Consider the following 25,567-nt stretch of genomic DNA (forward strand, 5'->3'; position numbering starts at 1 on the left):
TACGTCTCAGGTGGAGGAAGACATGACACAAACACGCAGATCCAATCTCTTTATGGACGCCTACCTGCAAGGCATGCCCGACGCGTTGGAGATTCCCGAGCCGCGGCCCGGTTGGGGCTTGGACGGCATCGATGTCCGCGGGTTCGCGCTGCCCGATCAGGCTGTCGCGATCGGCGGAACGCTGATCACGCCCGACGGCACCCAAGATGGCTGGATAACGGTGGCAGGCGGGGTAATTACCGACATCAGCACCAAACAGCCGGAGGGCGTATTTTCGTGCTTGCAGACGGACGGTGTGATTCTGCCCGGAATGCTAGATCTCCACGGCCATCCTGAGTTCAACGTCTTCGCTCCGTGGGAGCCGCCAAAGACCTACGTCAATAGGTACGGGTGGCGGAGCAGTAAGCCATATCAGGAATTGATCCGGGGACCGCAGAACGATCTGCTCAGCACGTTGCCGACGGGTTATCAGCTGCGCTATGCGGAGATACGGGCCCTCGTCGGAGGCGTCACCGCGATCCAGGGCGCGAGTCTGAAGACACAAGGGTCCGAGGAGTCGATGGTTCGCAATGTCGACGGAACGATTTTCGGCGAGCATCGTGCGCGCGCGGTGATCGACCTGCCGTCAAGCCTCGACTCACCGCGCGGCGGCCCCGCTTTCAAGAAGATCGTCGAGTCGATCGGTGCCGGCGAAGTAAAGGCGCTGTACGTGCACCTGGCCGAGGGGCGTGCTGACAATCAGCGGTCGCGGGACGAGTTCGACCACTTGGTGGGGTTGGGTGGGCTGACCGCCGCGACCATCATCATTCACGGCACCGCGCTGAGCCGCGAACAGTTCGAGCAGGCCAACGCGGTGGGGGCACGGCTGGTGTGGTCGCCGCAATCCAATCTGAGGCTCTATGACCAGACGACCTCTGTCGCCGATGCTCTCGAAATCGGCATGCCCGTGGCCCTCGGGGCGGACTGGCTTCCGAGCGGCTCGCAGAGCCTGCTCGCGGAAATGAAAGTCGCTCGTGAGGAGCTGAAAAATCAAAATCATCCGATCACGGCCAAAGAGTTGGTCACGATGGTCACCTCCGGGGCCGCGGATGTCGCGGGGCTGGGAGACAAGTTGGGGCGCTTGGAGGTCGGCCGCGCTGCCGACCTGGTGGTGATGGCGCGCCAAGATCACGACCCGTACGAGTCGATTTGCCAGTCGACCCCCGCGGAGGTGGAGCTGGTCATGATCGGCGGCGATGTTGTCTACGGTCAAGTGGGTTTTGTGACCGTACTGTTCGGCCACATCGACCAGGAGTACGAAAGCGTTCGCGCCTGGGGACGACAAATGCTTCTGGACACGAGGTACGCGATTCGACCGGGGAAAGACCGTGCCCCCAAACTGTCGGCCATCCGGCAGGCGCTGACGAACGTCTACCGGCCCGTCGGACCCATTTGGGCTTGATTCTTTGCGACCCTCTCGCTACCCCTGCGCCAGCTCCGCGACGGGCTGCCATTCCTCCCAGGTGCGCAGCCGGCTCTCGTAGTCCGCCTTGGCCGTCTCCAGCGGTGACGCGCCGAAAAACACTCGCAGCGGCGGCTTTTCGGCGTCGACCACCTTCAGCAGCGCCGCGGCCGATGCCTCCGGATTGCCCGGGCTGACCCAGCGCCTGCTGCGCTCGGCCTGCACGGCGGCGCGAACCTCGTCGTACGCCGGCAGCGGGTCGGCGTGCATGGCCGAATCCCCGGCCCAGTCGGTGTCGAAGCCGCCCGGCTCGATCAGCGTGACGTGCACGCCGAACGGGGCGACCTCTTGCGCCAGCGCCTGCGAAAAGCCCTCCAGCGCCCACTTCGACGCGTGGTAGATGCCGACCAAGGGGAATGCCGTGATGCCACCGATCGAGGACACCTGGATGATGTGGCCGCTGCCCTGATCGCGCAGGTATGGCAGCGCGGCCTGGGTGATCCACAGCGCCCCAAAGACGTTCGTCTCGATCTGATCGCGCGCGTCGCTCTCGGAGAGCTCCTCGACGAACCCGAACTGCCCGTAGCCGGCGTTGTTCACCACGATGTCGAGGCGCCCGAAGTGGTCGTGCGCCTGCTTGACCGCGGCGAAGTCGGCGTCGCGATCAGTGACGTCCAACCGGATCGGCAACAGCGCGTCGCCATATTGCTCAACCAAGTCGTCCAGCGATGCCGTGTTGCGCGCCGTCGCGGCGACCTCGCCGCTGCGCTGCAGCGCCGCTACCGCCCACGCCCGTCCGAAACCCCGCGATGTACCGGTGATAAACCAAACTTTTTCAGTCACGCACCCCTACAACGCCGATGTGGGCTTCTCATTCCCGGCAGGTAGCGTTTCCATCGTGAGTCGCGCGGCGTTGGACAAGGACCCCCGGGACGTCGCGTCGATGTTCGACGGCGTCGCCCGCCGCTATGACGTGACCAACACCGTGCTGTCGCTGGGCCAGGACCGCTACTGGCGGCAGGCCACCCGGTCGGCACTGTCGATCGGCCCGGGCCAGAAGGTGTTGGACCTGGCCGCGGGAACCGCGGTGTCCACCGTCGAGCTGGAGAAGTCGGGGGCGTGGTGCGTGGCGGCCGATTTCTCGGTCGGCATGCTCGCCGCGGGCGCCGCCCGCAGGGTGCCGAAGGTGGCCGCCGACGCCACCCGGCTGCCGTTCGGCGACGGCGTATTCGACGCTGTCACAATCAGTTTCGGACTGCGCAACGTCGTCGACCCGCAGGCGGCCCTGCGCGAGATGGCGCGCGTCACCCGGCCGGGGGGCCGGTTGGTGGTGTGCGAATTCTCCACGCCCACCAACGGGCTGTTCGCCACCGCCTACAAGGAGTACTTGATGCGGGCGCTGCCCCGGGTGGCGCGCGCGGTGTCCAGCAACCCCGACGCCTACGTCTACCTCGCGGAGTCGATCAGGGCGTGGCCCGACCAGACGAGATTGGCGCACGACATTTCGCGGGCCGGCTGGGCCGCGGTGCGATGGCGCAACCTGACCGGCGGCATCGTGGCCTTGCACGCGGCCTACAAGCCGCTGCGTTGAAGACTGTTTAGTGAGTGCCGGCGCGCTGCACGAACCCGACCTGGTCCGGGCAGTAGTGGTCGACAGCGGCACCGAGGAACTGGAACGCCTGGCCCTGGGTGGTGCCGCGCGGCAGGTTGTGCTGAATGAAGTTCGCCGACTTGTACGGGTCACCATCCACGCCGCGGCCGATCCGGTCGCAGGTGATCTTGCCCAGCCACGCGAGCTGATCCTGCGGTTGGTAGATGCCGAACCCGTTGACGGTGTTCTTGAACGGCGCGTCGTAGTCGTTGGACGGCGGCGGCGAGGCCAGCGCCGGCGCGGCCAGCGCGATGGCGGCGGCGGCCAGGCCGCCAATAGTAGCCAGCTTCGTTCCCTTCATTAGCCGGACTATACACCTCTCATCTGGGGCGCGGGGAAAAACAGCAGGCCGGACGGGGTAGGGCTCAGCTGAACGGCACCCGGCGATCCAGCAGCCGGGACAGCCGTCCGCCCCCCCGCCAGGCCCGCGCCACCCAGTCGGCGTCGTCGTCGGTCACCAGGTTCGCCATCACCCGCACGGCGATCGTCATCAGCCGGGGGGAGCGCATCGCGATGGGACCGGTCGCGGGCAGGAACCGCTGAAAGGTCAGCAGCAGGGCCAGCCGGCGCGCGACCGAGAACCCCCGGCCGTAATGCTGTTGCAGCAGCGACGGCCACACGCGCGACAGGTCGCGACACTCCAGCAGCTCGGCGGCCAGCCGGCCCGTCTCCATCCCATAATCGATGCCCTCGCCGTTCAGCGGGTTGACGCAGGCCGCCGCGTCGCCGATCAGCATCCAGTTGGGCCCGGCCACCCCGGACACCGCGCCGCCCATCGGCAGCAGCGCCGACGACACGGCCCGCGGCGCCCCCGTAAAGCCCCACTCGTCCCGGCGCAGGTCGGTGTAGTAGTCGATCAGCGGTCGCAACGCCAGGTCGGCCGGCCGTTTGGACGTCGACAACGCCCCGACGCCAATGTTCACCTCGCCGTTGCCGAGCGGGAAGATCCAGCCGTAGCCGGGCAGCACCGCACCGTCCGGGGAGCGCAGCTCCAGGTGCGACGTCAGCCACGGGTCGTCGGCGCGCGCGGTGGTCAGGTACCCGCGGGCGGCGACCCCGTACACCGTCTCCTGATGCCAACGCCGGCCCAGCTTGCGGCCCAGCGAAGACCGGGCCCCGTCGGCCACGATCAACTGCCGGCAACCCACCTCGGTGCCGTCGGCAAGCGTCAGCGACACCACTCTTCGGGACGAATCATGATGCACCGCAACAGCTTTCGTGCCGAGCATCATCCGCGCGCCGGACTCCTCGGCCACCTTGCGGATTCGGTCGTCCAGCTCGAGTCGGGCCACCGCGCTGCCGGTCGAGGGAAACGACGGGCCCGGCCAGCCGACCTCCACCTCGCCGCCGAACCCGCTCATCCGCAGGCCCCGGTGCCGGATTCGGGTGTCCAGCCAGTCGCCCAGGCCGAGGCGCTCGCACTCGGCGACCGCACGCGGGGTCAACCCGTCCCCGCACGCCTTGTCGCGGGGGAAGCTGGCGGAATCGACGACCAGCACGTCGGTGCCCGCGCGCGCGGCGCACGCGGCGGCCGCCGAACCCGCGGGTCCGGCACCCACGACCACCACGTCGGCTCCGGTCAACACATCCACCAGTATGTTGGTCGCGTGAGGACTCCGGCGACGGTGGTGGCGGGCGTTGACTTCGGCGACGCCGCATTCGCGGCGACCGTGCGCGACGGCGTCGGGCGGGTCGAGCAGCTCATGGACACCGAGCTGCGCGGCGCCGACGACGTGATGATCGACTCGCTGACGCACCTATTCAAGGCCGGGGGCAAGCGATTCCGCCCGCTGTTCACCGTGCTGTCCGCGCAGCTGGGGCCGAATCCGGACGCGCACGAGGTGACCATCGCGGGCGCGGTCATCGAGCTGGTGCACCTGGCCACGCTCTACCACGACGACGTGATGGACGAGGCCGAGGTGCGCCGGGGCGCGCCCACCGCGAACGTCCGCTGGGGCAACAACGTCGCGATCCTGGCCGGCGATTACCTGTTTGCCACCGCGTCGCGCCTGGTCTCGCGGCTGGGCCCGGAGGCGGTGCGGCTGATTGCCGAGACCTTCGCCCAGCTGGTGACCGGGCAGATGCGGGAGACCCGCGGCCTGACGGGACCCGCCGAAGGGGCGGACCCGATCGAGCATTACCTGAAGGTGGTGTACGAGAAGACCGCCTGCCTGATCGCCGCGGCGGGCCGGTTCGGGGCCATGTTCTCGGGCGCCGACGGCGAGCAGGTCGAGCGGCTCAGCCGCCTCGGCGGCATCGTCGGCACCGCCTTCCAGATCTCCGACGACATCATCGACATCGACAGCGACTCGCACGAGTCGGGCAAGCTGCCCGGCACCGACGTGCGCGAAGGCGTGCACACCCTGCCGATGCTCTACGCCCTGCGCGAAACCGGGCCCGACGCGGCGCGGCTGCGCGAGCTGCTGGCCGGGCCCATCGAGGACGACGACGCGGTGGCCGAGGCGCTGGCGCTGTTGCGGGCGTCCCCGGGGATGGTGCAGGCCAAGGAAACGTTGGCCGGGTACGCCGCACAGGCCCGCGACGAGCTGGCCCTTTTGCCCGATCTGCCCGGTCGGCGGGCGCTGCAGACGCTGGTCGAGTACACCATCAGTCGGCACGGCTAGCGCGTCGGGGGAACCTTGGCCGCCGTTTCAGGCGTTCAATGAGCGATAGTTGATGCTCCAAGGAGGACACCGATGACCTGGCATCCCCATGCCAACTGGCTGAAGACCTTCGCCTTGTTGGTCGGTATGTCCGCGTTGATCGTGTTCGTGGGCTCGCTGTTCGGCAGGACGGCGATGTTCCTGGCGGTGCTGTTCGCCGTCGGGATGAACATCTACACGTACTACAACAGCGACAAGCTTGCGCTGCGGGCGATGCACGCGCAGCCGGTATCGGAGCTGCAGGCGCCGGCGATGTACCGGATCGTGCGCGAGCTCGCCACCGCCGCGCACCAGCCGATGCCGCGGCTCTACATCAGCGACACCAACGCGCCCAACGCCTTCGCGACCGGGCGTAACCCGCGCAACGCCGCGGTGTGTTGCACCACCGGCATTTTGGGGATCCTCAACGAGCGCGAGTTGCGCGCGGTGCTGGGACACGAGCTGTCGCATGTCTACAACCGAGACATCCTCATTTCGTGCATCGCCGGCGCGATGGCGTCGATCATCACCGCCCTGTCCTACATGGCGATGTTCCTCGGCGGCGACCGCGACGACGAGGGCAATCCCTTTGCGCTGCTGTTTGTTTCGCTGTTGGGCCCGATCGCGGCGACCGTGGTGCGGCTGGCGGTGTCCCGGTCCCGGGAGTATCAGGCGGACGAGTCGGGCGCGGCGTTGACGGGTGATCCGCTGGCCCTGGCGTCGGCGCTGCGAAAGATCTCCGGCGGTGTGCAGGCCGCCCCGCTGCCCCCGGAGCCGCAGCTGGCCAGCCAGGCGCACTTGATGATCGCCAACCCGTTCCGTGCGGGTGAGCGAATCGGCTCGCTGTTCTCGACGCACCCGCCGATCGAGGACCGCATCCGCCGGCTGGAGGCGATGGCGCGGGGTTGATATCGCCCGCGCTAACCCCCAATCACGCAGCCGCCTCGGGCCTTTCGGTTTCCACCAGCTCACCCTCGGCCTTGCGCGCCGAGTGACCCGTCTCGAGTGCGCCCTGGATGCGGACCGTGCCGCCGTTGGCCTCGTGCTGGCGCTGCCAGTCGCTGATCGTCTGGTGTGCCGCGTGATCCAGGTAGTGCACCGCAACATGCACGGTGACAACGGTTCTGGCCGGGATGGACGCCAGCACCCGTGTCAGGCGGGGGAGCGCCAGGAACGTGCATGCGGCGCCCTCGATGGTCACCTCCCATTCGTCGTCGACCGGCTTGGCCTCGACCTTGGCCCGGATCACCCGCCACCCGGTCAGCGCGATGGCCAGCGCGAGCCCGATCAGCACCCCGTGCAGCAGATTGAGGAAGACGACGCTGACGGCGGTGACGACGTACACGGCGAGATCGCCGTGCTTCGAGGCGGTTTCGATGTGGGCCGGCTTGAGCAGCTGGACGCCGATGACGATGAGCAGCCCGGCCAGCGCCGCCGTCGGGATCTCTTCGACCAACTCCGCGAACGGGACGGTGAACAGCAGGATCCACACGCCGTGCATGAATGCCGAGGCGCGCGATTTGGCGCCCGCGTTGACGTTGGTCGAGCTGCGGACGATGACGCCGGTGACCGGCAACCCGCCGATGGTGCCCGACACAATGTTGGCGGCGCCCTGACCCACCAGCTCACGGTTGAAGTCGGTGCGCGGACCGTTGTGCATCCGGTCGACCGACACCGCCGACAGCAGGCTCTCGACGCTGGCGATCAGCGCGACGGTGATCACCCCGATGGCCACCGCGCCCCAGTTGTCGTGCGGAATGTCGGGCAGCTGCAGCGCATCCAGCGGCGAGCCGTCGAGATCGATCCGCCGCACGTGGAACGGGAAGACGACGGACACCAGCGTCACGACGACGATGGCGACCAGGGGGCCCGGGACCCGGCGCACCTTGGCCGGAACCCAGCGCCAGGCGACGAGGATGGCGATCACCAGCACGCCGAGGAGGACCCCGGGCCGGTGCGAGTCGATGATCTGGCCCGGCAGCCCGATGAGGTTGTGCCAGGCCGTGCTCTTGGATTTCCCGCCCAGCAGCACGTGCGCTTGCTGCAGCGCGATCGTGATGCCGATGCCGGCCAGCATCGCGTGCACCACGACCGGCGAGATCGCCAGGGCCGCCCGCGCGACACGGCTGATCCCCAGCAGCACCTGCAGGACGCCGGCGGCCACGGTGATCAAACACGTTACGCCCCAACCGAAGTCGGATACCAGGTCGGCGACGATCACCGTCAGCCCGGCCGCCGGCCCACTGACCTGCAGCGGTGACCCCCCGATCGCGCCGACCACGATCCCCCCGACGATCGCGGCGATCAGGCCGGCGAGCACCGGTGCGTTGGAAGCGATCGCGATCCCCAGCGACAGCGGGAGCGCGACCAGGAAGACGACGAGCGACGAAGGAAGGTCGTGCCGGATGATCGATCGCACCCGATCTTTCCGCGAGTTGGTGCCCTGGTCTTGAGGTTGATTGCCGAGCTTTTCGATGTTTTGCATCGGTCTCGTCCCTCGTTAGGAGTTAGCGGGGGATGTTCCGAGATCCGCCCCGTATTGCGTTGTATTACGTCGGCGTAACACCTTGGCGCACAGTAGGTTACGAACCGGGTGGACCCACAGGAACATGGCCGGGAACCCCTGGCTGCCTGATTGACGGTATTTTGCTGGCAAACCGAGGGTCAAGCGGACGGGCCGGGCCCATAGAGAATGCAAAGATTTGAATTTGGCCGGCGCCAGATGGCGACGTCAGAAACCCGAGCCGTGCACCTCGTGTCCGGGCATCTCGACCATCAGGCCGCGGTAGGCGTCCTCGACCGTCGAACCGTGGTTGATCACCGCGTCGACTTCGCGGGCGATCGGCATGTTCAGGCCGAACTCGTTGGCGAACTCCATGATCACGCTGGCGGCTTTGACGCCCTCGGCGACCTGGTTCATCGAGGCGATGATCTCGTCGATCGGCTTGCCGGCGCCCAGTTGCTCGCCCACGTGGCGGTTGCGGCTGCGCTGGCTGGTGCACGTCACGATGAGGTCGCCCAGGCCCGCCAGGCCGGGGAAGGTATCGGGATTGCCGCCCACGGCCACACCCAGCTTCGTCATCTCGCGCAGCGCGCGGGCGATCACCAGCGCGCGGGTGTTCTCCCCGATGCCCAGCGAGTAGCCCATTCCCACCGAGATGGCATAGACGTTCTTCAGCGCCCCGGCCATCTCCACCCCGATGACGTCGTCGGTGGTGTACACCCGGAAGCGCCGGGTGCGAAACAGCCCGGACAGCCTGGTTGCCAGATGCTGGTCGGGCATGGCCAGCACCGCCGCGGCGGCGTAGCCCTCGCCGACCTCGCGGGCGATGTTCGGTCCCGCCAGGATGCCCGCCGGATGACCCGGCAAGACCTCCTCGATGATCTGCGACATCCGCATGTTGGTGCCCTGCTCTAGCCCCTTGACCAGTGACACCACCGGCACCCAGGGCCGCAGTTCCTTCGCCAGCTCGGTCAGCACCCCCCGGAACCCGTGCGAGGGCACGCCCATGACCACGACGTCGGCGCAGCTCGCCGCCTCGGCGAAGTCGGTGGTGGCGCGCAGGGTGTCGCTCAGCACCGCCTCGTCGCCGAGGTAGCGGCTGTTGCGGTGATTCTCGTTGATGTCCTTGGCGGTCTCCTCCGAGCGCACCCATTGCAGCGTCGGCCCTCGTCGCGCGCAGATGGAGGCCACCGTGGTCCCCCAGGAACCGCCACCGAGGACAACGACCTTGGGTTCGCGCATCTCAGCTGCCATGGCGATCAGCGTATTGCCGTCACCGGACATTTAGTAGGAGTTCACGAACTTCCGCCGGCGGCCGCATGGCGCTCAGCCCGCCAGGGGTGCGCGCTCGGCGACCCGGCCGAACACCATGGCCTCCTCGATGCGGTCGAAGCGGTAGTCGATGGCATCGGCGAGGTAGTTCTGCCGCACGTTCCACGGCCGCTTGGTTCCCGATTTCGGCAGCGCATGCACCGACCGCAACACGTAGCCGGCGTTGATGTCCCAGGACGGCTTCTCGGTCATCGGCTCGTTGCCGCGATGCGGGTAGGCGTGCGTGTAGCCGTGAGCGGCCATGTGCGCCAGCAGCTTTGCCGTGGCCCGGGCGGTGATGTCGGCGCGCAGCGTCCACGACGCGTTCGTGTAGCCGACACACCAGAACAGGTTGGGCACGTCCTCGAGCATGTGTGCCTTATAGACGAAGCGGTCGTTGGTCTTGATCTCGTTGCCGTCCAGGCTGATTGCCGTCCCGCCCAGTGCCTGCAGCTGCAGCCCGGTGGCGGTGACGATGATGTCGGCGTCGAGGTGTCCGCCGGACTTGAGCGCGATGCCGGTGGCGTCGAAGTGGTCGATGTGGTCGGTGACCACCTCGGCTCGGCCGGCGGCGATGGCGTTGTACAGGTCGGCGTCCGGGATCAGGCACATCCGCTGGTCCCACGGGTTGTAGCGCGGCTTGAAGTGGGTGTCGACGTCATAGCCGTGGGGCAGGCTGCTGATCGCCTTGCGGCGCAGCAGCCAGCGCACCAGGCCCGGCGCCTTGCGGGACAGGGCGAAGAACACCGCTTCGGTCAGCGCGCTGTACATCCGCACCACCAGGTGAGCGGGCTTGCGCGGCAACACCTTACGGGCGACCGCCGCGACCTTGCCGTACTTGGAGGCCGAGATGAGATACGTCGGCGAGCGTTGCAGCATGGTCACTTTGGCGGCCCGGTCCGACAGCGACGGCAACAGCGTGACCGCGGTGGCCCCGCTGCCGATCACCACGACCTTCTTGCCGGTGTAGTCCAAGTCTTCGGGCCAGTGCTGCGGATGCACCACGGTGCCGCCAAACGCCTCGATGCCGGGGAAGTCGGGGGTGTAGCCCTCGTCGTAGTTGTAGTAGCCGCTGCCGAAGAACAGGAACCGGCCGCGGTAAAGCTTGCGCACGCCGTCCTGCTCGACCGTCACCGTCCAGGTGTCGGTGGACGAATCCCAGTCGGCCGAACGGACGTAGCTGTTGAACCGGATGTGGCGATCGATGCCGTACTTGCCCGCCGTGGCGGCCAGGTACTCGCGGATGTGGACGCCGTCGGCCACCCCCTCCTTGCGGGTCCACGGCTCGAACGGAAAGGACAGGGTGAAGATGCTGCTGTCCGAGCGAACCCCGGGGTAGCGGAACAGGTCCCACGTGCCGCCGATTCGCGCCCGCCGCTCCAGGATCGTGTAGCTCAGCTGCGGGTTGCGCTCGCCGATCCGATAGGCCGCGTCGATGCCGGAGATGCCGGCGCCGACGATGATGACGTCGGAGTAATCGGCCTCGGTAGGGGTCATCGTGAACCTCGCTCACATCGTGGACTGGTCACCAGATTAGGCACCCACCGGTTGGCCGGGCCAGCAATCCCTATGCCGGCTCCATCAGCACGTCGACGTGCAGCGGCGCGCACCGGTCGATCAGCCAGAGCTGGTCGGCGGGGCTGGCGAAGATCCGCGCGTGCGTCGGGTCCTGGTCGAAGGCTTTACCGCACCTGTCGCCGAAGAAGACGTAGGCCTTGGTGTCGTTGCACTGCCGCGACATCCACACCAGCCCGTCCAGCCCGGCGCCGTGCGCGGCTTCGGCCCAGCGCACGGTCGTGGCGTAGCTGGAGGCCGGGCTCGCCGTGAGCTCGGCGGCGGTCACCTTCAGGCGCCGGAGCCCGGTGCCGTGCAGTACGCCCAGGCGCACCGGTCGGGTCACCTTGAGGCGAACGAGCACCTTGTCGGCGTATTGGTCGTAGGGCAGCAGCCCGCCCTCGGCCGGGATGTCGTGCAGCAGCGTCTCGGCGATGGCCGCGTCCTCGGTGTCGGCGGCGTACATGATCGGCACCACGGGGTCGCCGAAGAAGCCGAAGCGGGTGCGCGCGCCGATCCCCGGGTTGAAGTCGGTGGCGGTGCGCGCCGCCGAGAGCACGCGGTAGAGCAGGTGGCCCGCCGGCAGGGTGGCGGTGGCCGGGTCGAACGGGTCGGGTGGTTGTTTCACCACGAAACGGCCATGGCCTCCGCGGCGACCGCGACGACGCGGTCCGGATCGGTGCCGAGGCGGTCGACGGGGCGCTCGGAGTCCAGATAGGTGGTGGGGGAGCACAGCCACTGCACCAGGCCGGCCTCCGACCAGCCGTTGTCCTCGGCGACCTCGCGCAGCCGGGCGATGACCGGCAGCGGCTTGCCGTCCGGGCCGAACTGGAACCCGGGGTAGGCCAGGTAGTTGCCGCGCCGCACGGCGACCAACGCCCCGTTGCGGTGCGCGGTGGTGGCCAGGTTGCGCGGCGCGCTGGACCGCGACCCCATCCGTTTGCCGGCGTCGGTGCTGCTCAGCATCCCGAACTCGTCCTCGATGCGGGCGTACAGGTTCTGCTCGGCCTGCACGGCACGCGCCACGGCGGGCTCGGTGTACACGGCGACCGACGACAACGCGTCGCCCACGGCGCGGGCGCTTTCGCGCAGGCGTTCGTGCGCGGTGGCCAGCTCGGCGACGGTGGTCATGGGATTCGCTCCAAAGTTCGGTTCGTGCAGTTCATTCTACTGCACGAACCGAACGTATGGGGCTACCGGTAGTTGACGAATTGCAGGGCGACGTCCAGGTCGGCCTGCTTGAGCAGCGCCTGGACGGCCTGCAGGTCGTCGCGCTTCTTGCTGCTGACCCGGATCTCGTCGCCCTGGATCTGCGTCTTGACGGATTTGGGGCCCTCGTCGCGGATCAGCTTGGTGATCTTCTTGGCGTTCTCGCTGGTGATGCCCTGCTTGATGGTGCCGTTGACCTTGTAGGTCTTGCCGGACGCCTGCGGCTCGCCGGCGTCGAAGGCCTTCATCGAGATGTCGCGCCGGATCAGCTTCTCCTTGAAGACGTCGACGGCGGCCTTCACGCGCTCCTCGGTGGACGACGTCAGCTCGATAGCCTCGTCGCCCTTCCACGCGATCGTGGTGTCGGTGCCGCGGAAGTCGAAGCGAGTGGCCAGCTCCTTGGCGGCCTGGTTGAGTGCGTTGTCGACCTCTTGGCGCTCGACTTTGCTGACAATGTCGAACGATGAGTCCGCCATTCGATCCGTCCCTTCATCCGGTGATGGCCGTTTGTGCTTTGTCTACCCCCTCGTTGTAACCTGTCTGGCGGCAGGTTGCCCGAGCGGCCAATGGGAGCGGACTGTAAATCCGTCGCGAAAGCTTCACAGGTTCGAATCCTGTACCTGCCACCAAGGTCATCGAGACTCTTGTGAGTCGTTTCTTTGGAGACAACGGCTTGGAAGTCCCTGCAGGATCACGGTTTGAAGTTTTGGAGCATCGCTTCGGCCACCCGTTCGGCATCTGGGACCACCCACGCGAGGCTCGGAGCATCTGGTGGTGTGGTCAGAGTCGGGGCTTCACAGGTCCGGACCTCAACGACGACATTTCCACGCACGCCCAACGCCTGCTGGCAAGCATCAGCTCCATTAGTCGGACCCACATTGGTCGTGGATGCCATTCCAAGCGTGATCATTTCGTTTTGGCTGACTACCCTGCCTAAGACGAATCCCGCACCGCTTTCGTAGCCGAAGCTCGCGTAAACCCTAACGCCTGCACAGCCTTTCCACTTGCCTGCTGCGGTGGTTAAAAGCTGCTGAGCCCCTTCGGGGGAAGCGAACACTGCCGCAGTCTGCTGCACGAGGTGAGGCGTACCGGGGTTTATCCCATTCGGGCTTCCGAAGGTCTGAGTCTTGATAGCCGCTGGGTCAGCGTCGGCGTACACGTCATGCTCGCCTGTGAAAACCGCGCCGACACATGCCGGAGGGGTGACATGGTCAGAGTGATCCGCCATCCCGTAAGACGAGGAGTTTAGTCCGGGACCACCTGGTCCACCTTCAGATGGGTCCTTGGTGACATTGGTCCCGAGCAATTTTGTCAATTCGGCAGGGCTCAGCAAGAGCTGATCAATTGCCTTGGGGGACAACGTCGGTTGTGGTGGCGGCGCAACGGCGGTCGTGGTGGTTACCAGCGGCGGAGCCTGAGCTAGAGAGGTCGGAGAACCAGTAGGTTCCCGTGGCACCGATGCAGCCTGTCGCTCCCAGGGCCGCCAGATGAAGACGCCAGAGGTGACGATCACTGCACCAACTGCCACAGCGACGGCGATCAAACGAGGCATTCTTGACTTTGTGTAGGCCGAGTGGGTTTGCGGTGACCCCGGTGCCGATTTGGTAGGGGCTGCCTGGGTGTCAGCCATGCTGGCGTCGGCCTGCGGCTGCTTTCGAGTGGTTAATGCCGCCCGCGCAGCCTGAGCCAGATCCTTGGCCGTTTGGTACCGCTGATCGGGATCTTTGGCCATTCCGGTCGTTATTACGTCGTCCATCGCCTGAGGAACGCCCTGCTGCACCATCGAGGGCAGCGGGGGCGGCTCGAACATGTGGGCAGTGGCGAGCTGCTCAAGGCTCTCGCCCGGAAAAGGGTGTTTGCTAGTAAGCGACTGGTAGAGCACACACGCCAGTGCGTAGATATCGGAACGGGCATCGGCGACACCCTTGAAACGCTCTGGGGCCATGTAAGCCCAGGTACCGACCGTGATGCTGCTGCTAGTCAAGGACGTCTCACCGGCGGCCCGTGCGATCCCGAAGTCGATCAGGTAAGCGAAGTCGTCTCCGGTGACCAAGATGTTGGAAGGCTTCACATCTCGGTGCACCAATCCAATCTGGTGAGCGGCATGTAGTGCAGTGGCAATCTGCTCGATGATCTCAACCGCATAGGCAGGTTGGAACGGGCCGTCGCCGAGCAGGTCTTGCAGGTCACGTCCTTGGATCAATCGCATAGCGACGTACAGGCGACCGTCGATTTCCCCGAAATCAAAGATGGGCACTACGTGGGGCTCGTCGAGCCCGGCTGCCGCCCTGGCCTCACGCCGGAACCGCTGCTGGAATAGGTTGTCGTCGGCGAGATGTGTTGGCAAGACCTTTATTGCCACGGTCCGCTCGGTGACAGTGTCAAACGCCCGCCAGACCTCGCCCATGCCGCCACGGCCGAGCAGATCCACCAGGCGGTATCGCCCGAACGGCGTGCCCTCCACGTGAGCCTCCCCGCCAACTCAGTTAGCGACACAATAGGACCCTGCGATAGCACACCGGCAGAACGCGTATCGTTTCGCTCGTCAGTGAGCCCAGTCAGCGCGAGTCTGGTTTGACAGCTGCGTCTTGTTTTTGAACGAAGTCGGCAGGTGCCAGTGTGTCAGCTGCGCCATAGAATTCCAGCATCAGCCGCTTTCGTCTGTTTCCGGCAGCGCTGGTTCACTATGAGCAGGCTGAGGGAAAGCCCCTAACGGCTTGCTGAGGCTGCATATGGCATCAGGCCACAACAGCACCGCACGGGGCTATTGCCCACCTCACCACAGGATGACTACGGCATCGTTGCCGCCTACACAACGAACCGCGTCTACGGTCCTGCCAGTGCTTAAGTGAGCTGTATAACCAACAGCGCACACCATGTCGTAACTCTGCCCGGTTACCGGGCTGTATGCAGTCACCTCAGGACCACCCTGGCTGAGGTAACTGCTACGGACATTCATTGCAAACTGCCGAGTGCGCAGACCAAAAAATTCCCTTGACTTGGGGGAGCTGCCACCGGTGGCGGAGCTGCCACCGTCGCAGGTGGAGGTGCCGCTTGCGTAAAGGTGGCGGAAGGTGGTGCTGTAACGGTCACCGGCGGCGGGGTGGCGACAGAAGTCGGTGTCTGAACTCTTGAGGGTTCTGGTGCTGGCGGCTTGCGGGGCTCTCGCAACCACAAACCGATGATCACAACGAGCGCCGTAAGAGGGACGAAGATCGCCGCAGCGATCAAGCCGACCTGCTTCCAAGATTGGCCCTCCCGAACCGGCTGGTCCTCTCGCTGCTCGTCAGACCAAGCTGCGGATCTCACTTCGGTAGGAGGCGCAAGCTGTTCGGTTTCATCACCCCCGGCCCCATCCTCGGACCAAACCCCGGTCTCTTCCTTCACCGGTTCAGCGTAAAAGCCCAAAAACGGTGGCATGCGGCGTTTGGGACACGACTTTTCCAGTTACCACCTGGGCCACGTAGAAGCTCAGAGGCCGCCCATGCAATGCAGTCCTCACGTGATCAGTCAGCTGTTCCGGCCAAGCGGCAAGAAATCTCTCAAGCACGATGTTTCCTGTTCGCCCGAAGTACGGCTGATATCACGCGATCATCGAACGGCAGCGCCAGCATCCTGGACTGGTCTCGTCTCAGCTCGAGCCCGAGCGGCCAATGGGAGCGGACTGTAAATCCGTCGCGAAAGCTTCACAGGTTCGAATCCTGTACCTGCCACCAAGGTTCGCTAGAGCGGAGACACCTTCGGCTCGTCGCCGATTCTGACGTCACGCCCGGCGCCCGCGGACACCGTCGCCGCCTCGCCGCGGGCCAGCCCCACCGTCGCGACGATCACCAACACCGCCGCCACCGCGAGCACCACCCAGTCAAAGCCGTGGGCGTCCAACGTCTCGCCGAGCACGGTGATCCCCAGCACCGCGCCCACGATGGGCTTCGCGGCGATGATCGTCGGCAGCGAGGCCGTCAAAGCGCCTGCGCGGTAAGCCGATTGGTGGATGATCATGCCGGCGGCCGCGCAGAACACCCAGCCGTACACCTCGGGCCTGGTCCAGAACTGCTCGGGGTTGTGCTCGATGATGTCGACAACGCCCTTCATCAGCACCGCGAACACCGCGAGCAGTGAACCGGCGACAGCCGCGAGCAACAGCGCGGCCACCGGGCGATCCGACCAGATCCGGGCGCCCACCATCGCCAACAGCAGCGGCGGGGCCATCGCCACCGCGACGATCAGCCAGACCTGGCCCTCCGCGCGTTGCTGGCCGCCGGTCGGATCACCGACCGCGATGACGACCACCAACGCCGCGGTGAGCAACACCGCCCACGTCCACTCCCCGCGGGTGACCGGGTGGCGGCTCATCCGCGCATAGATCGGCAGGGCGAACAGCAACGAGGTCACCTGCAGCGACATCACGAGCAGCACCGAGCCCTTGTCCAGGGCCGCGGCCAGCAAAACGTAGCTGGCGATGTCGCCCAGTCCGCCCAGCAACCAACGCTTGTCGCGCAACAACATGCCGAACAGCGCCAGGTGACCGACCGGCTTGTCGGTGACCTCCTGCGCGGACCGCTGGCGGACCACGTTGCCGATCGCCGACGCGAGCGCGGCAAGGAGGGCAAGGATCGCCGCCATATCAGTGTCCGACATGGGTTACCTCCTCGCGTGGGCGTCGCTGCATGGATTTGCTCACCAATCTAGTCGGGCTACGGCGAAGCGCCCGCCGAGCGCGTCATCAGAGCGGGAACGCGGTGCCCGTGAGCCGCTCGGAAAGCTCCCACAGCGCCGTCGCCGTGCCCGCCCGCTTGGCCGGCCAGTTACGCCACGTCGGCTGGGTGCGGCCGTACAGGCCGAAGCGTGGACCGACGAAGGTGTCACCCGGCAAATCCTGCGACACCGCGAACAGCGTCTGCCGGGCGCCGAAGTCGGCGTCAGTGGACACGATGCGGTCCACGGCCAACACCGCCGCGTCACCGAATTTGCGGCCCGAGTTGCCCTGCAGGTTCGTGTGCGACCAGCCGGGATGGGCGGCCAGGGCGCGCAGCGCAGAACCGGCGGCCTCGAGGCGCCGCTGCAGTTCGCTGGTGAACAGCAGGTTGGCCAGCTTGGACTGGCTGTAGGCCAGCCACGCCGAGTACGGGCGGGATTGAAAATTCAGGTCTTTGAGGCTGATGTAGCCGAAGTGGTGCATCAGCGAGGACACCGTCACCACCCGGTCGCCGAGCTTGGGCAGCAGCAGGTTGGTCAGCGCGAAGTGGCCCAGGTGATTGGTGCCGATCTGGCCCTCGAAGCCGTCGACGGTGACGGCGTGTTTGGTGGCCATGATGCCGGCGTTGTTCACCAGCACGTCAAGGGCGCCCATCTCGTCGGCGAAGCGCCGCACCGAACTGAGGTCCTGCAGGTCGAGTTGGCGCACCTCGACGTCACCGCTCATCCGATCGGCGGCGGCCTTGCCCTTCTCGGTATTGCGCACCGCCAGGACGACGCGGGCGCCCACCCGCGCCAATTCGCGGGCGGTGGCCTCGCCGAGTCCGGCGTTGGCCCCGGTGATCACGACCGTGCGTCCGGCGAACGAGGGCAGATCCGCTGCGGTCCAACCAGGCATGGCAGCCACCCTAACGACGTGATCCCGCCCACCGGAACGCCGCAGGTATCGTGCGTGGGATGGCCGGCGGGATCCCATCTGAGCGGATGTACCTGGGGGTCATCGTCAATCCGCTCGCGCGCCGCAATCGCCGCGCGCGCGGCGACCGCGTCGCGGAATTGCGCCGCATCGTCGGCCCGTGGGGTGAGGTGCACGAGACCTCCTCGATCGAGGACCTGGGCAAGACCCTCGACGAGCTGCGCCCGCGGGTCACTCACCTCGTCGGGGACGGCGGCGACGGCGCGCTGCACTGGCTGATCAACGAAATCGAGCGCGGGGAAAGCGATTCCGAGCGCTGGCCGACGTTCGTGCCCACCAACGGCGGCAGCGTCAACGCCGTCGCGCGCAAGGCGCGGGTGCGTGGCCGCCCCGACGCCATCGTCCGGGCGCTGGCCGCCGCCGCCGAGGCCGGAAGGCCGCCGGCCGAGCTGCATCTCGACACCTTGCGACTCGACGGCGAAACCGAGGACGGCGCCGCGTTCCATCGCCTGTGCTTCGGGCTGGCCGCCGGCGGAGTCGGAAACCGGTTCTACGACATGTATTACGGAAAAGCCGACCACGGCCGCGGCGAGGTTGTGAAGGTGATCGGCCGCTCGTTCCGCGACTACCTGGCGTCCAAGGTCGGCCGTTCGCAGGCCTCCAGTTACTCGTCGGTGCTGTTCACCCCGACGCGTGCCCGGGTGGTCATCGACGGCGAGGAGGTTCCGTCGCGGACGCACCGCGTGCTCCACGCGGGTGCGATCGACCTGCGAATCGGGGGGCCGTTCCGCCTTTTCCCGAAGGCCGAGAACCCCGGCGCGCTGCATTTTCAGGCCGGCGAAATCCGGCCCTCGAGGATCGTCGTGCAGCTGCCGGCGGCGCTCACCAGCGGCACGCTGCGGGGCCCCGGCGTGCGCGACGTCAACGGTCGCGAAATGGTCATCGAGGCGGAGGGGGAGCCCCTCTCGCCGATCATCGACGGCGAACGGTTCGTCGGGGTCGTCCGGCTGGTGGCCCGCGCCGGCCCGCCGATCCGCGTCGCCCGGGTCGGCTGAGTCCGTACCTCAGTAGTTCCGGAGCGGGGACCGCGAAATGGTGTTCTTGTAAACGGCTCAATGCCCTTTGCGGTGCGGATACGAAATGACACAAGAAACGCCTCGAGGCAAAAGGATAGCCATTCATGATTATCGCAATTGCGTAAGTCAGTATCCACGCCTTTGAGGAGGCCGCCAGGAGAGAACTCCCAGGTAATAGCCGCAACTGAGATACTGAAGTCCGTAGTTGCTGAGCTGACGGGTGCCCATTCGCGGCGGTGGATTGGCCGATGCTGTGAAATTAATGTGTCATGCCGGAAAATGCTCCTCCTCGCTTTGCTTGACGGCCATCTACGGCGTTACATTGGGCGTTATCAATTGATACGAAACTTCTTATGGCTCATAGTGGACCCGGAAGGGGGTGGCTCCTGCCATGGAGACACTCATTGATCACCTGCACATGCGGGAAACGCAGACACCGGAAAAGACCCTCTTCCGCTTCCTCGACGACGAGGGCCGCGAGCAGGAGCACTACACCTACCGCAGTTTCGCGGAGCGCACGCGGGAGCTGGCCGCCTACCTGTCGACGGAAGCCGGTCTGCGCCAGGGCGATCGCGCGCTGCTGGTCTACCCGCCCGGCCTGGAAATGGTCGCGGCGTTCTACGCCTGCGCCCGCATCGGGGTGATCGCCGTGCCGGTCAGCCCCCCGCTGCCGATGTCGTTCGAGTCGGGATTGGCCAAACTCGCCTTCATCGCGCGGGACTGCCAGGCCAAGGCGGTGTTGTCGACCAAGCAGTTCGAGTACGACTACCGCTTGCTGCTCAACCACTTCGACGGCGGGTCGGCCTGGCCGGAGGCCCAGCGGCCGCCGGAACTGCCCTGGTTCGGCACCGACGGCACGCAGGAGTTCGGCGGCGCCCATGTCCCGGACACGCCCGCGCCGGTGCTCTTCCTGCAGTACACCTCCGGGTCCACCAGCGATCCCAAGGGCGTGGTCGTCAGCCACGCCAACGTGATCGCCAACGCTTCGGCGTTCAGGGGCGGCGAGGTGCTGGTCAGCTGGCTCCCGCAACACCATGACATGGGTTTGATCTCCGCCTACCTGTTCATCCTGCTGGTCGGCGGCACCACGCACGCGATGTCGCCGCTGGACTTCCTGAAGCGGCCGTCGGCGTGGTTGCGGCTTATCAGCGACGTGCGCGCCACCCACACGCCGGTGCCGAACTTCGCCCTCGAGTACTGCCTGCGCGAGGACAAGCTGCCCACTTCCGAGCTGGCCGGGGTCGACCTGAGCAGCCTGGAGAGCATCGTCGTCGGCGCAGAACCGTTGCGCGCCAGCACCTTTGCGCGGTTCCGGGAGCGCTTCGCGCCCTACGGCCTGGAGCCCAACGCGCTCACCGGCGCTTACGGCATGGCCGAGAACACCTTGATCGTGTCGCTTCGCGGGCGCCAGACCCTGGCGCTGAACAAGCGCGCGCTGGAGCGCAACCTGGCCCGGGTCGAGAAGGCGCAGCCGGAGAACAGCAACCAGGCGCCGGTGGTGAGCTGCGGCAAGCCCATCGACGGCAACGTGGTGCGCATCGTGGATCCGGAATCCGGGCAGGCCCTCGGCGAAGGCCGGGTCGGTGAGGTCTGGCTGGACGGACCGTCCAAGGGCGGCGGCTACTGGAACCGCCCCGAGCTGACCGCGGAGGCGTTCGCGGCCCGCATCCCGGGTGATACCGAGCGCAGCTATCTGCGCACCGGCGACCTCGGATTCCTGTACGAGGGCGAGCTTTTCGTCTGCGGCCGCAGCAAGGACCTCATCATCGTGCGCGGCGTCAACTGCTACCCGTCGGACATCGAGGCCATCGTGGAGCGGTCGGCCCCGCAGGTCCGCGGCGGCTGCGTCGCCGCGTTCGCGGTGGAGCGCGACGATTCCGAAGTGCTGACCGTGGTGGCCGAGGTGCGCGACCCCGACGCGCTGCCGGACGGTAAGGCGCTGGCGCGGGCCATCCGCCGGCACGGCCATATCGACCCGCACACCATCGCGTTCGTGCCGCCGCACAGCATCCCCAAAACCACCTCGGGGAAGATCAGGCGATCCTCGACGCGGCAGCTCTGGCTGGGCGGCGAGCTGCCCGTGTTGGCGAGCTACACCCATTCCCACCACGACCGGCCGGACGAGAACCCGGGCCCGCTGGACCGGTTCCGCAACCTGATCGAGAGCTACGACCTCACCGGCGACGAGGACTGCTCCTTCGCCGACCTCGGCATCGATTCGCTGGCGCTCGCCGAGTTGCGCGCCGACCTGCAGGCCCTGCTGGAAGAGCACGGCGCCGGGGAGCTGGCCGAGGAGGTCAACACCCGCCTGCTCCAGCGGCTGACGGTCGCCGAGTTCTTCGCGCTCATGCGGCAGTTCGGTGCGGGCTCGGGGCAACCGCTGGACGCGCTGCGTGAGGCGCTGGACAAGATTTCGGCCGAGTACGAGGCGTACGAGACGGCGCGGATGCGGGCCGACGCGCAGCTTCCGCTGCCCGCGCTGCCGCCTTCGCGACCGGGCGCGCCCACCGACATCCTGCTCACGGGCGCGACCGGCTTCCTGGGGCCGTTCCTGGTCAGCAGCCTGCTCGGCCGGACGTCGTTCACCGTCCACGCGCTGATTCGCGCCACGGATCCCGCGCACGGGCTGGACCGCATCGTCGCGTCGCTGCGCAAGGCCAAGTTGTGGTCCCCCGCGCTGGAGGCCGAGGTTCGGCGGCGGGTGCGCGTCGTCTGCGGCGACCTGGCCGAGCCACAGCTGGGCCTCGGCGAGGAAGGGTTTCAGCGGCTGGCCGAGACCGTCGACGCCGTGGTCCACAACGGCGCCCTGGTCAACTACGTCAGGACCTACGACGCCCTGCGACCCGCCAACGTGATCGGCACCCACGAGCTGCTGCGCCTGGCAATGACCGCCCACCGCAAGGCATTTCACCTGGTCTCCAGCACCTTCATCTATGGCTGGAGCGTGAAGCCGGTGGTCGGCGAGTCCGACGCGAACCTGGAGATGAACGCCCTGGACTTCGGCTACTCGCAGACGAAGTGGGTGGCCGAGCAGCTGGCGTTCGCCGCCCAGCGCCAGGGGCTGGACGTGCTCATCTTCCGGCCGTCGCTGATCTCACCGACCAGCGCGGGCTTCGGCAGCGGCGACGACATCCTGGTGCGCACGGTGGCGTTCATGATCGAGCACGGCGTCGCCGCCAACGCGCTCAACCAGCTCAGCCTGCTGCCGGCGGACCTGATCGCCGATCACATCGTCGCCCTGATGGGCCTGCCCGCCGACGCCGGCACTGTCTTCAATATGACCGCGGACGAGTACTACAACATGACCGACATCACCCGGGTCTTGTCCGAGCGCTACGGCTACCGCTTCGAATACCACGACATCTCGTCCTTCGCCGCCGAGATGAACCGCCGGTGCACGCCGCGCGACCCGATCTACCCGCTGGTTGACTTCCTGACCCGCTCGGCGGACAAGATCGCGGCGATGCGGGACAAGCGCTACGGCAACAGCCGGTACCAACGTGCGCGCGAGTTGGCCACGGTCCGCCTGCGTGAGCCGGCGCTCACCGAGACCGTGGAGAATCTCGTCCAGTTCTTGCGAAGTGAGCGCCTAATCACCGAGGCTGAGGCCGAGGCGCAACGCAGCGCCTGACTCAAGGGGGTAGATGATGTTCACCGTCGACGACCAGGCGACCGGTCCGCATGACGCCGCGCTCGACCACGAGCGCATCGTCCTGCAGGCCCGTGACGTCGACTTCGACTGGGCGCAACTGCCGTTCTACTACGTGCCCAACGAGCCCTTCACCACCCACTTCTGCAACGTGCTGCACCTGCTGCTGCCCGCCGGCGAGGAGTTCATCGTCGACGCGTTCAAGAACGCGTTGCCGCTGATCAAGGACGATCAGCTGCGGCTGGACGTGCAGGGCTTCATCAGCCAGGAGGCCATGCACTCCCAGGCCCATTCCGGGGTGCTGGACCACTTCGCGGCCAAGGGCGTCGACGTCACGCCCTTCACCGACCAGATGGCCTGGCTGTTCTCCCAGCTCATCGGGGACCGGCCGGGGTGGGGTTGGCGGCGACGGCAGAGCTGGCTGCTCGAGCGGGTGTCGATGGTGGCGGCCCTCGAGCACTACACCGCGATCCTGGGCGAGTGGATCCTCGACACCCCGCAGCACGACGCGTTCGGCACCGACCCGATGATGCTGGACCTGCTGCGCTGGCACGGCGCCGAAGAGGTCGAGCACAAGGCCGTCGCGTTCGACACCATGAAGCACCTGCGCGCCGGGTACTGGCGGCAGGTGCGCACCCAGCTGCTGATCACGCCGGCGCTGCTGTGGCTGTTCGTCCGCGGCGTGCGGTTCATGTACTCGGTCGACCCGTATCTGCCGCCGGGCACCAAACCGCGCTGGCGCGACTATTTCAGCGCGGCGCGGCGGGGCCTGGTTCCCGGTCCCTTCCAGTTCCTGCGGGTCATCGGCGCCTATTACACGCCGAGTTTCCACCCGTCCAAACTGGGCGGGGTGGGCCGCGCGGTCGACTACCTGGCCCGATCACCGGCAGCCCGCGCGGCGCACTGAGCATCCGGAGCCCACACGAATGACCCAGTCCACCAACGTAATCGCCGCCGACGGCGTGTCCCTGGCCGTCCACGCGCACTCCGCGATCGATCGAGGGCGCCCGACGATTCTGGCGATCCACGGCTACCCGGACAACCACCACGTGTGGGACGGCGTCGCCGACGCGCTCGACGGCCGCTACAACTTCGTGGCCGTCGACGTGCGGGGCGCCGGCGACTCATCCAGGCCCAGACGCCGCGCGGGATACCGCCTGCCGCAACTGGTTTCGGATATTGGCGCGGTGATCGACAGCCTCGGGGTGGACCAGGTCCACCTGATAGCGCACGACTGGGGGTCGATCCAGGCCTGGGCGGCGGTCACCGATGACGCGGTGATGGGCAGGGTCGCCTCGTTCACCTCGATCTCGGGCCCGCACTTGAACTATGCGGGCAAGTTCCTGCGGTCCGCCCGCACGCCCCGCGGCGTGTTCGACGTGCTCAAGCAGGCGTTGGCCTCGACGTACATCTGGTTCTTCCTGCTGCCGGGGGTGCCCGAGGTGGCGATCTGGACCCGGGCCAGCGTGGCGGTGTTCGCCGGGGTCGAACTCATCGGCCGGCCCCGCCGCACCGGCCGGCGGCGCGCGGCGACCACCCGGTCCATCCGCGATTACGTCAACGGGCTCAACCTGTACCGCGCCAACATGCCGCGGCCGTTCCTGGCCCCCGGAAAGCAGTTGCCGCAAACCAAGGTGCCGGTGCAGGTGCTGGTGGCGCGCATGGACTATTTCGTCTCGCCGCCCCTGCAGCGGTTCACCGGCTCGATACCGCCCCACGGCCGGGTCGTCGAAATCGAGGGTGGCCACTGGGTGGTGTCCTCGTACCCCGACGTCATCGCCGCGCTCACGGCCGAGTGGGTCGACCAACACACGGTTGGCGTAGGACAGTAGCCGTGGCACAAGCGATTTGGAGTAGCAGACCCGCCGACCTGTACGGCCGGCCCAGGCGCGATCGCCTCTACACGGCGCTGTGGGGGGTGGGCACCCTCTTCGGCGGTTTGGCGTCGGCCTCGCGGTGGAGCCCGTCGCGGGTGCTGCCGGTGCGGCGGACCACCACCGCGGTGGTGACCGAGCGTGAAGTCCTCACGCCCGACGTGGTCGCCCTGACGCTCGCCGACGCGCAGGGCGGGTTGCTGCCGTCCTGGACCCCGGGCGCGCACATCGACGTCCGGCTGGCTTCGGGCCGCCGCCGCCAGTACTCACTGTGCGGTCCGCCCGGGCGGCGCACCGACTACCGCATCGCGGTGCGCCGGATCGCCGACGGCGGGGGCGGCTCGATCGAGATGCACGACACCTTCGCCGTCGGCGACGCGATCGAGTTCGAGGGCCCCCGCAACGCGTTCTATCTCGTCACCGACGAGCGCGAGGTGCTGTTCGTGATCGGCGGCATCGGCGTGACACCGATCCTGCCCATGGTTCGGCTCGCTCAGCAGCACGGAATCGATTGGCGCGCCGTATATGCCGGACGCAGCCGGGAGTACATGCCGCTGCTCGACGAGCTGCTGGCGGTGGCGCCCGAGCGGGTCACCGTGTGGGCCGACGACGAGCGCGGCCGCATCCCCGCCGCTTCGGAACTGCTTGCCGGCGCGGGGCCGGCGACGGCCGTCTACGTGTGCGGCCCGACCGCCATGCTCGAGTCGGTGCGCGTGCTGCGCGACCAACACGCTGACGCGCCACTGCATTACGAACGGTTCGGCCCGCCGCCCGTCGTCGACGGAGTCCCGTTCGAGCTCGAACTCGCCCGTTCGCGGCGGGTGCTCGCCGTCCCGGCGAACCGGTCGGCGCTGGACGTGATGCGCGACGGCGACCCGACGACCGCCTACTCGTGCCAGCAAGGCTTCTGCGGCACCTGCAAGGTGAAAGTGCTTGCCGGGGAGGTGGATCGGCGTGGCCGCGCCGATGAGGGCGAGGGCGAGATGCTGGTCTGCGTGTCGCGGGCCAAGGGTGATCGCGTGGTGATCGACGCCTAGAGGGGCGGG

Annotated in this window: 21 protein-coding genes and 1 tRNA gene; 10 read left to right on the forward strand and 12 right to left on the reverse strand. The window is 67.2% G+C overall.

The annotated features are described in order from the left end of the window. The first annotated feature begins 52 nt into the window (after nt 1–52). Nucleotides 53–1,441, forward strand: coding sequence for an amidohydrolase family protein (locus tag A5730_RS16905; protein WP_197506280.1), 1,389 nt, complete (start codon nt 53–55; stop codon nt 1,439–1,441). Nucleotides 1,442–1,459: 18 nt separating this feature from the next. Here the strand turns inward: A5730_RS16905 and A5730_RS16910 are convergent, their stop codons facing one another. Next, nucleotides 1,460–2,284, reverse strand: a complete 825-nt coding sequence (locus A5730_RS16910; RefSeq protein WP_067902694.1) for an SDR family oxidoreductase — start codon at nt 2,282–2,284, stop codon at nt 1,460–1,462. A 55-nt stretch (nt 2,285–2,339) separates the two neighbouring features. On the opposite strand from A5730_RS16910, the gene A5730_RS16915 reads away from it, so the two are divergent. Next, the gene (locus A5730_RS16915; RefSeq protein WP_067903137.1) at nt 2,340–3,032 is read left to right on the forward strand and encodes a demethylmenaquinone methyltransferase; all 693 of its coding nucleotides are present in this window, start codon (nt 2,340–2,342) and stop codon (nt 3,030–3,032) included. A gap of 7 nt (nt 3,033–3,039) precedes the next feature. Here A5730_RS16915 and A5730_RS16920 read toward each other — a convergent pair whose 3' ends face one another. Then, nucleotides 3,040–3,393: a DUF732 domain-containing protein gene (locus A5730_RS16920; RefSeq protein WP_067213104.1), complete on the reverse strand. Its 354-nt coding sequence runs from the start codon at nt 3,391–3,393 to the stop codon at nt 3,040–3,042. 64 nt (nt 3,394–3,457) lie between these two features. Beyond that, on the reverse strand, nt 3,458–4,684 hold the full coding sequence (gene menJ, locus A5730_RS16925; RefSeq protein WP_369829891.1) for a menaquinone reductase: 1,227 nt from the start codon (nt 4,682–4,684) through the stop codon (nt 3,458–3,460). A 15-nt stretch (nt 4,685–4,699) separates the two neighbouring features. Between menJ and grcC1 the strand changes: the two genes are divergently transcribed. Then, nucleotides 4,700–5,716: a nonaprenyl/(2E,6E)-farnesyl/geranylgeranyl diphosphat synthase gene (grcC1, locus tag A5730_RS16930; protein ID WP_067902697.1), complete on the forward strand. Its 1,017-nt coding sequence runs from the start codon at nt 4,700–4,702 to the stop codon at nt 5,714–5,716. A gap of 72 nt (nt 5,717–5,788) precedes the next feature. Continuing rightward, nucleotides 5,789–6,643: a zinc metalloprotease HtpX gene (gene htpX / locus A5730_RS16935; protein WP_067902698.1), complete on the forward strand. Its 855-nt coding sequence runs from the start codon at nt 5,789–5,791 to the stop codon at nt 6,641–6,643. A gap of 22 nt (nt 6,644–6,665) precedes the next feature. Here the strand turns inward: htpX and A5730_RS16940 are convergent, their stop codons facing one another. The 6 genes from A5730_RS16940 to A5730_RS16965 form a co-directional block, all read right to left on the reverse strand. After that, entirely contained in the window at nt 6,666–8,219 is a 1,554-nt protein-coding gene (locus tag A5730_RS16940; protein WP_067902701.1) for a SulP family inorganic anion transporter, read from the reverse strand. Between the two features lie 246 nt (nt 8,220–8,465). Continuing rightward, nucleotides 8,466–9,491, reverse strand: a complete 1,026-nt coding sequence (locus A5730_RS16945) for an NAD(P)H-dependent glycerol-3-phosphate dehydrogenase (protein WP_156745844.1) — start codon at nt 9,489–9,491, stop codon at nt 8,466–8,468. A gap of 72 nt (nt 9,492–9,563) precedes the next feature. Further along, nucleotides 9,564–11,045 carry an NAD(P)/FAD-dependent oxidoreductase gene (locus A5730_RS16950; protein ID WP_067902706.1) on the reverse strand — a complete coding sequence of 494 codons (1,482 nt, stop codon included), beginning with the start codon at nt 11,043–11,045 and terminating at the stop codon, nt 9,564–9,566. A gap of 70 nt (nt 11,046–11,115) precedes the next feature. After that, complete coding sequence (locus tag A5730_RS16955) at nt 11,116–11,730, reverse strand: RES family NAD+ phosphorylase (RefSeq protein ID WP_197506281.1); 615 nt, start codon at nt 11,728–11,730, stop codon at nt 11,116–11,118. After that, complete coding sequence (locus A5730_RS24990; RefSeq protein ID WP_067902712.1) at nt 11,727–12,233, reverse strand: hypothetical protein; 507 nt, start codon at nt 12,231–12,233, stop codon at nt 11,727–11,729. Before A5730_RS24990 ends, A5730_RS16955 begins: the two co-directional genes overlap by 4 nt. Before the next feature lie 62 nt (nt 12,234–12,295). Continuing rightward, nucleotides 12,296–12,787, reverse strand: a complete 492-nt coding sequence (locus A5730_RS16965) for a YajQ family cyclic di-GMP-binding protein (protein ID WP_055404229.1) — start codon at nt 12,785–12,787, stop codon at nt 12,296–12,298. A 69-nt stretch (nt 12,788–12,856) separates the two neighbouring features. Here A5730_RS16965 and A5730_RS16970 point away from each other — a divergent pair. Then, a tRNA-Tyr gene (locus A5730_RS16970) sits at nt 12,857–12,940 on the forward strand. 62 nt (nt 12,941–13,002) lie between these two features. On the opposite strand, the gene A5730_RS24435 is transcribed toward A5730_RS16970, so the two are convergent. The 3 genes from A5730_RS24435 to A5730_RS16985 form a co-directional block, all read right to left on the reverse strand. After that, nucleotides 13,003–14,775 carry a serine/threonine-protein kinase PknH/PknJ gene (locus A5730_RS24435; protein ID WP_082946872.1) on the reverse strand — a complete coding sequence of 591 codons (1,773 nt, stop codon included), beginning with the start codon at nt 14,773–14,775 and terminating at the stop codon, nt 13,003–13,005. 1,259 nt (nt 14,776–16,034) lie between these two features. Continuing rightward, nucleotides 16,035–16,949, reverse strand: coding sequence for a DMT family transporter (locus tag A5730_RS16980; protein ID WP_067902716.1), 915 nt, complete (start codon nt 16,947–16,949; stop codon nt 16,035–16,037). Nucleotides 16,950–17,034: 85 nt separating this feature from the next. Next, the gene (locus tag A5730_RS16985) at nt 17,035–17,904 is read right to left on the reverse strand and encodes an oxidoreductase (RefSeq protein WP_067902720.1); all 870 of its coding nucleotides are present in this window, start codon (nt 17,902–17,904) and stop codon (nt 17,035–17,037) included. 86 nt (nt 17,905–17,990) lie between these two features. Here A5730_RS16985 and A5730_RS16990 point away from each other — a divergent pair, with 86 nt between their 5' ends. From A5730_RS16990 to A5730_RS17010, 5 genes are all read left to right on the forward strand, one after another. Further along, the gene (locus A5730_RS16990; RefSeq protein ID WP_067902724.1) at nt 17,991–18,977 is read left to right on the forward strand and encodes a diacylglycerol kinase family protein; all 987 of its coding nucleotides are present in this window, start codon (nt 17,991–17,993) and stop codon (nt 18,975–18,977) included. Between the two features lie 412 nt (nt 18,978–19,389). Then, nucleotides 19,390–22,629, forward strand: coding sequence for a thioester reductase domain-containing protein (locus A5730_RS16995; protein ID WP_067902727.1), 3,240 nt, complete (start codon nt 19,390–19,392; stop codon nt 22,627–22,629). Between the two features lie 16 nt (nt 22,630–22,645). Then, a complete protein-coding gene (locus tag A5730_RS17000) occupies nt 22,646–23,554 on the forward strand; it encodes a metal-dependent hydrolase (RefSeq protein ID WP_067903145.1) in 909 nt (302 codons plus the stop codon). A 19-nt stretch (nt 23,555–23,573) separates the two neighbouring features. After that, complete coding sequence (locus A5730_RS17005; RefSeq protein ID WP_067902731.1) at nt 23,574–24,479, forward strand: alpha/beta fold hydrolase; 906 nt, start codon at nt 23,574–23,576, stop codon at nt 24,477–24,479. 2 nt (nt 24,480–24,481) lie between these two features. Next, nucleotides 24,482–25,558 (forward strand): PDR/VanB family oxidoreductase, encoded by a 1,077-nt coding sequence (locus A5730_RS17010; protein WP_067902734.1) that lies wholly within the window; start codon nt 24,482–24,484, stop codon nt 25,556–25,558. The last annotated feature ends 9 nt before the right edge of the window (nt 25,559–25,567 follow it).

This window comes from Mycobacterium sp. ACS4054 (assembly GCF_001667275.1).
Lineage (GTDB): Bacteria > Actinomycetota > Actinomycetes > Mycobacteriales > Mycobacteriaceae > Mycobacterium.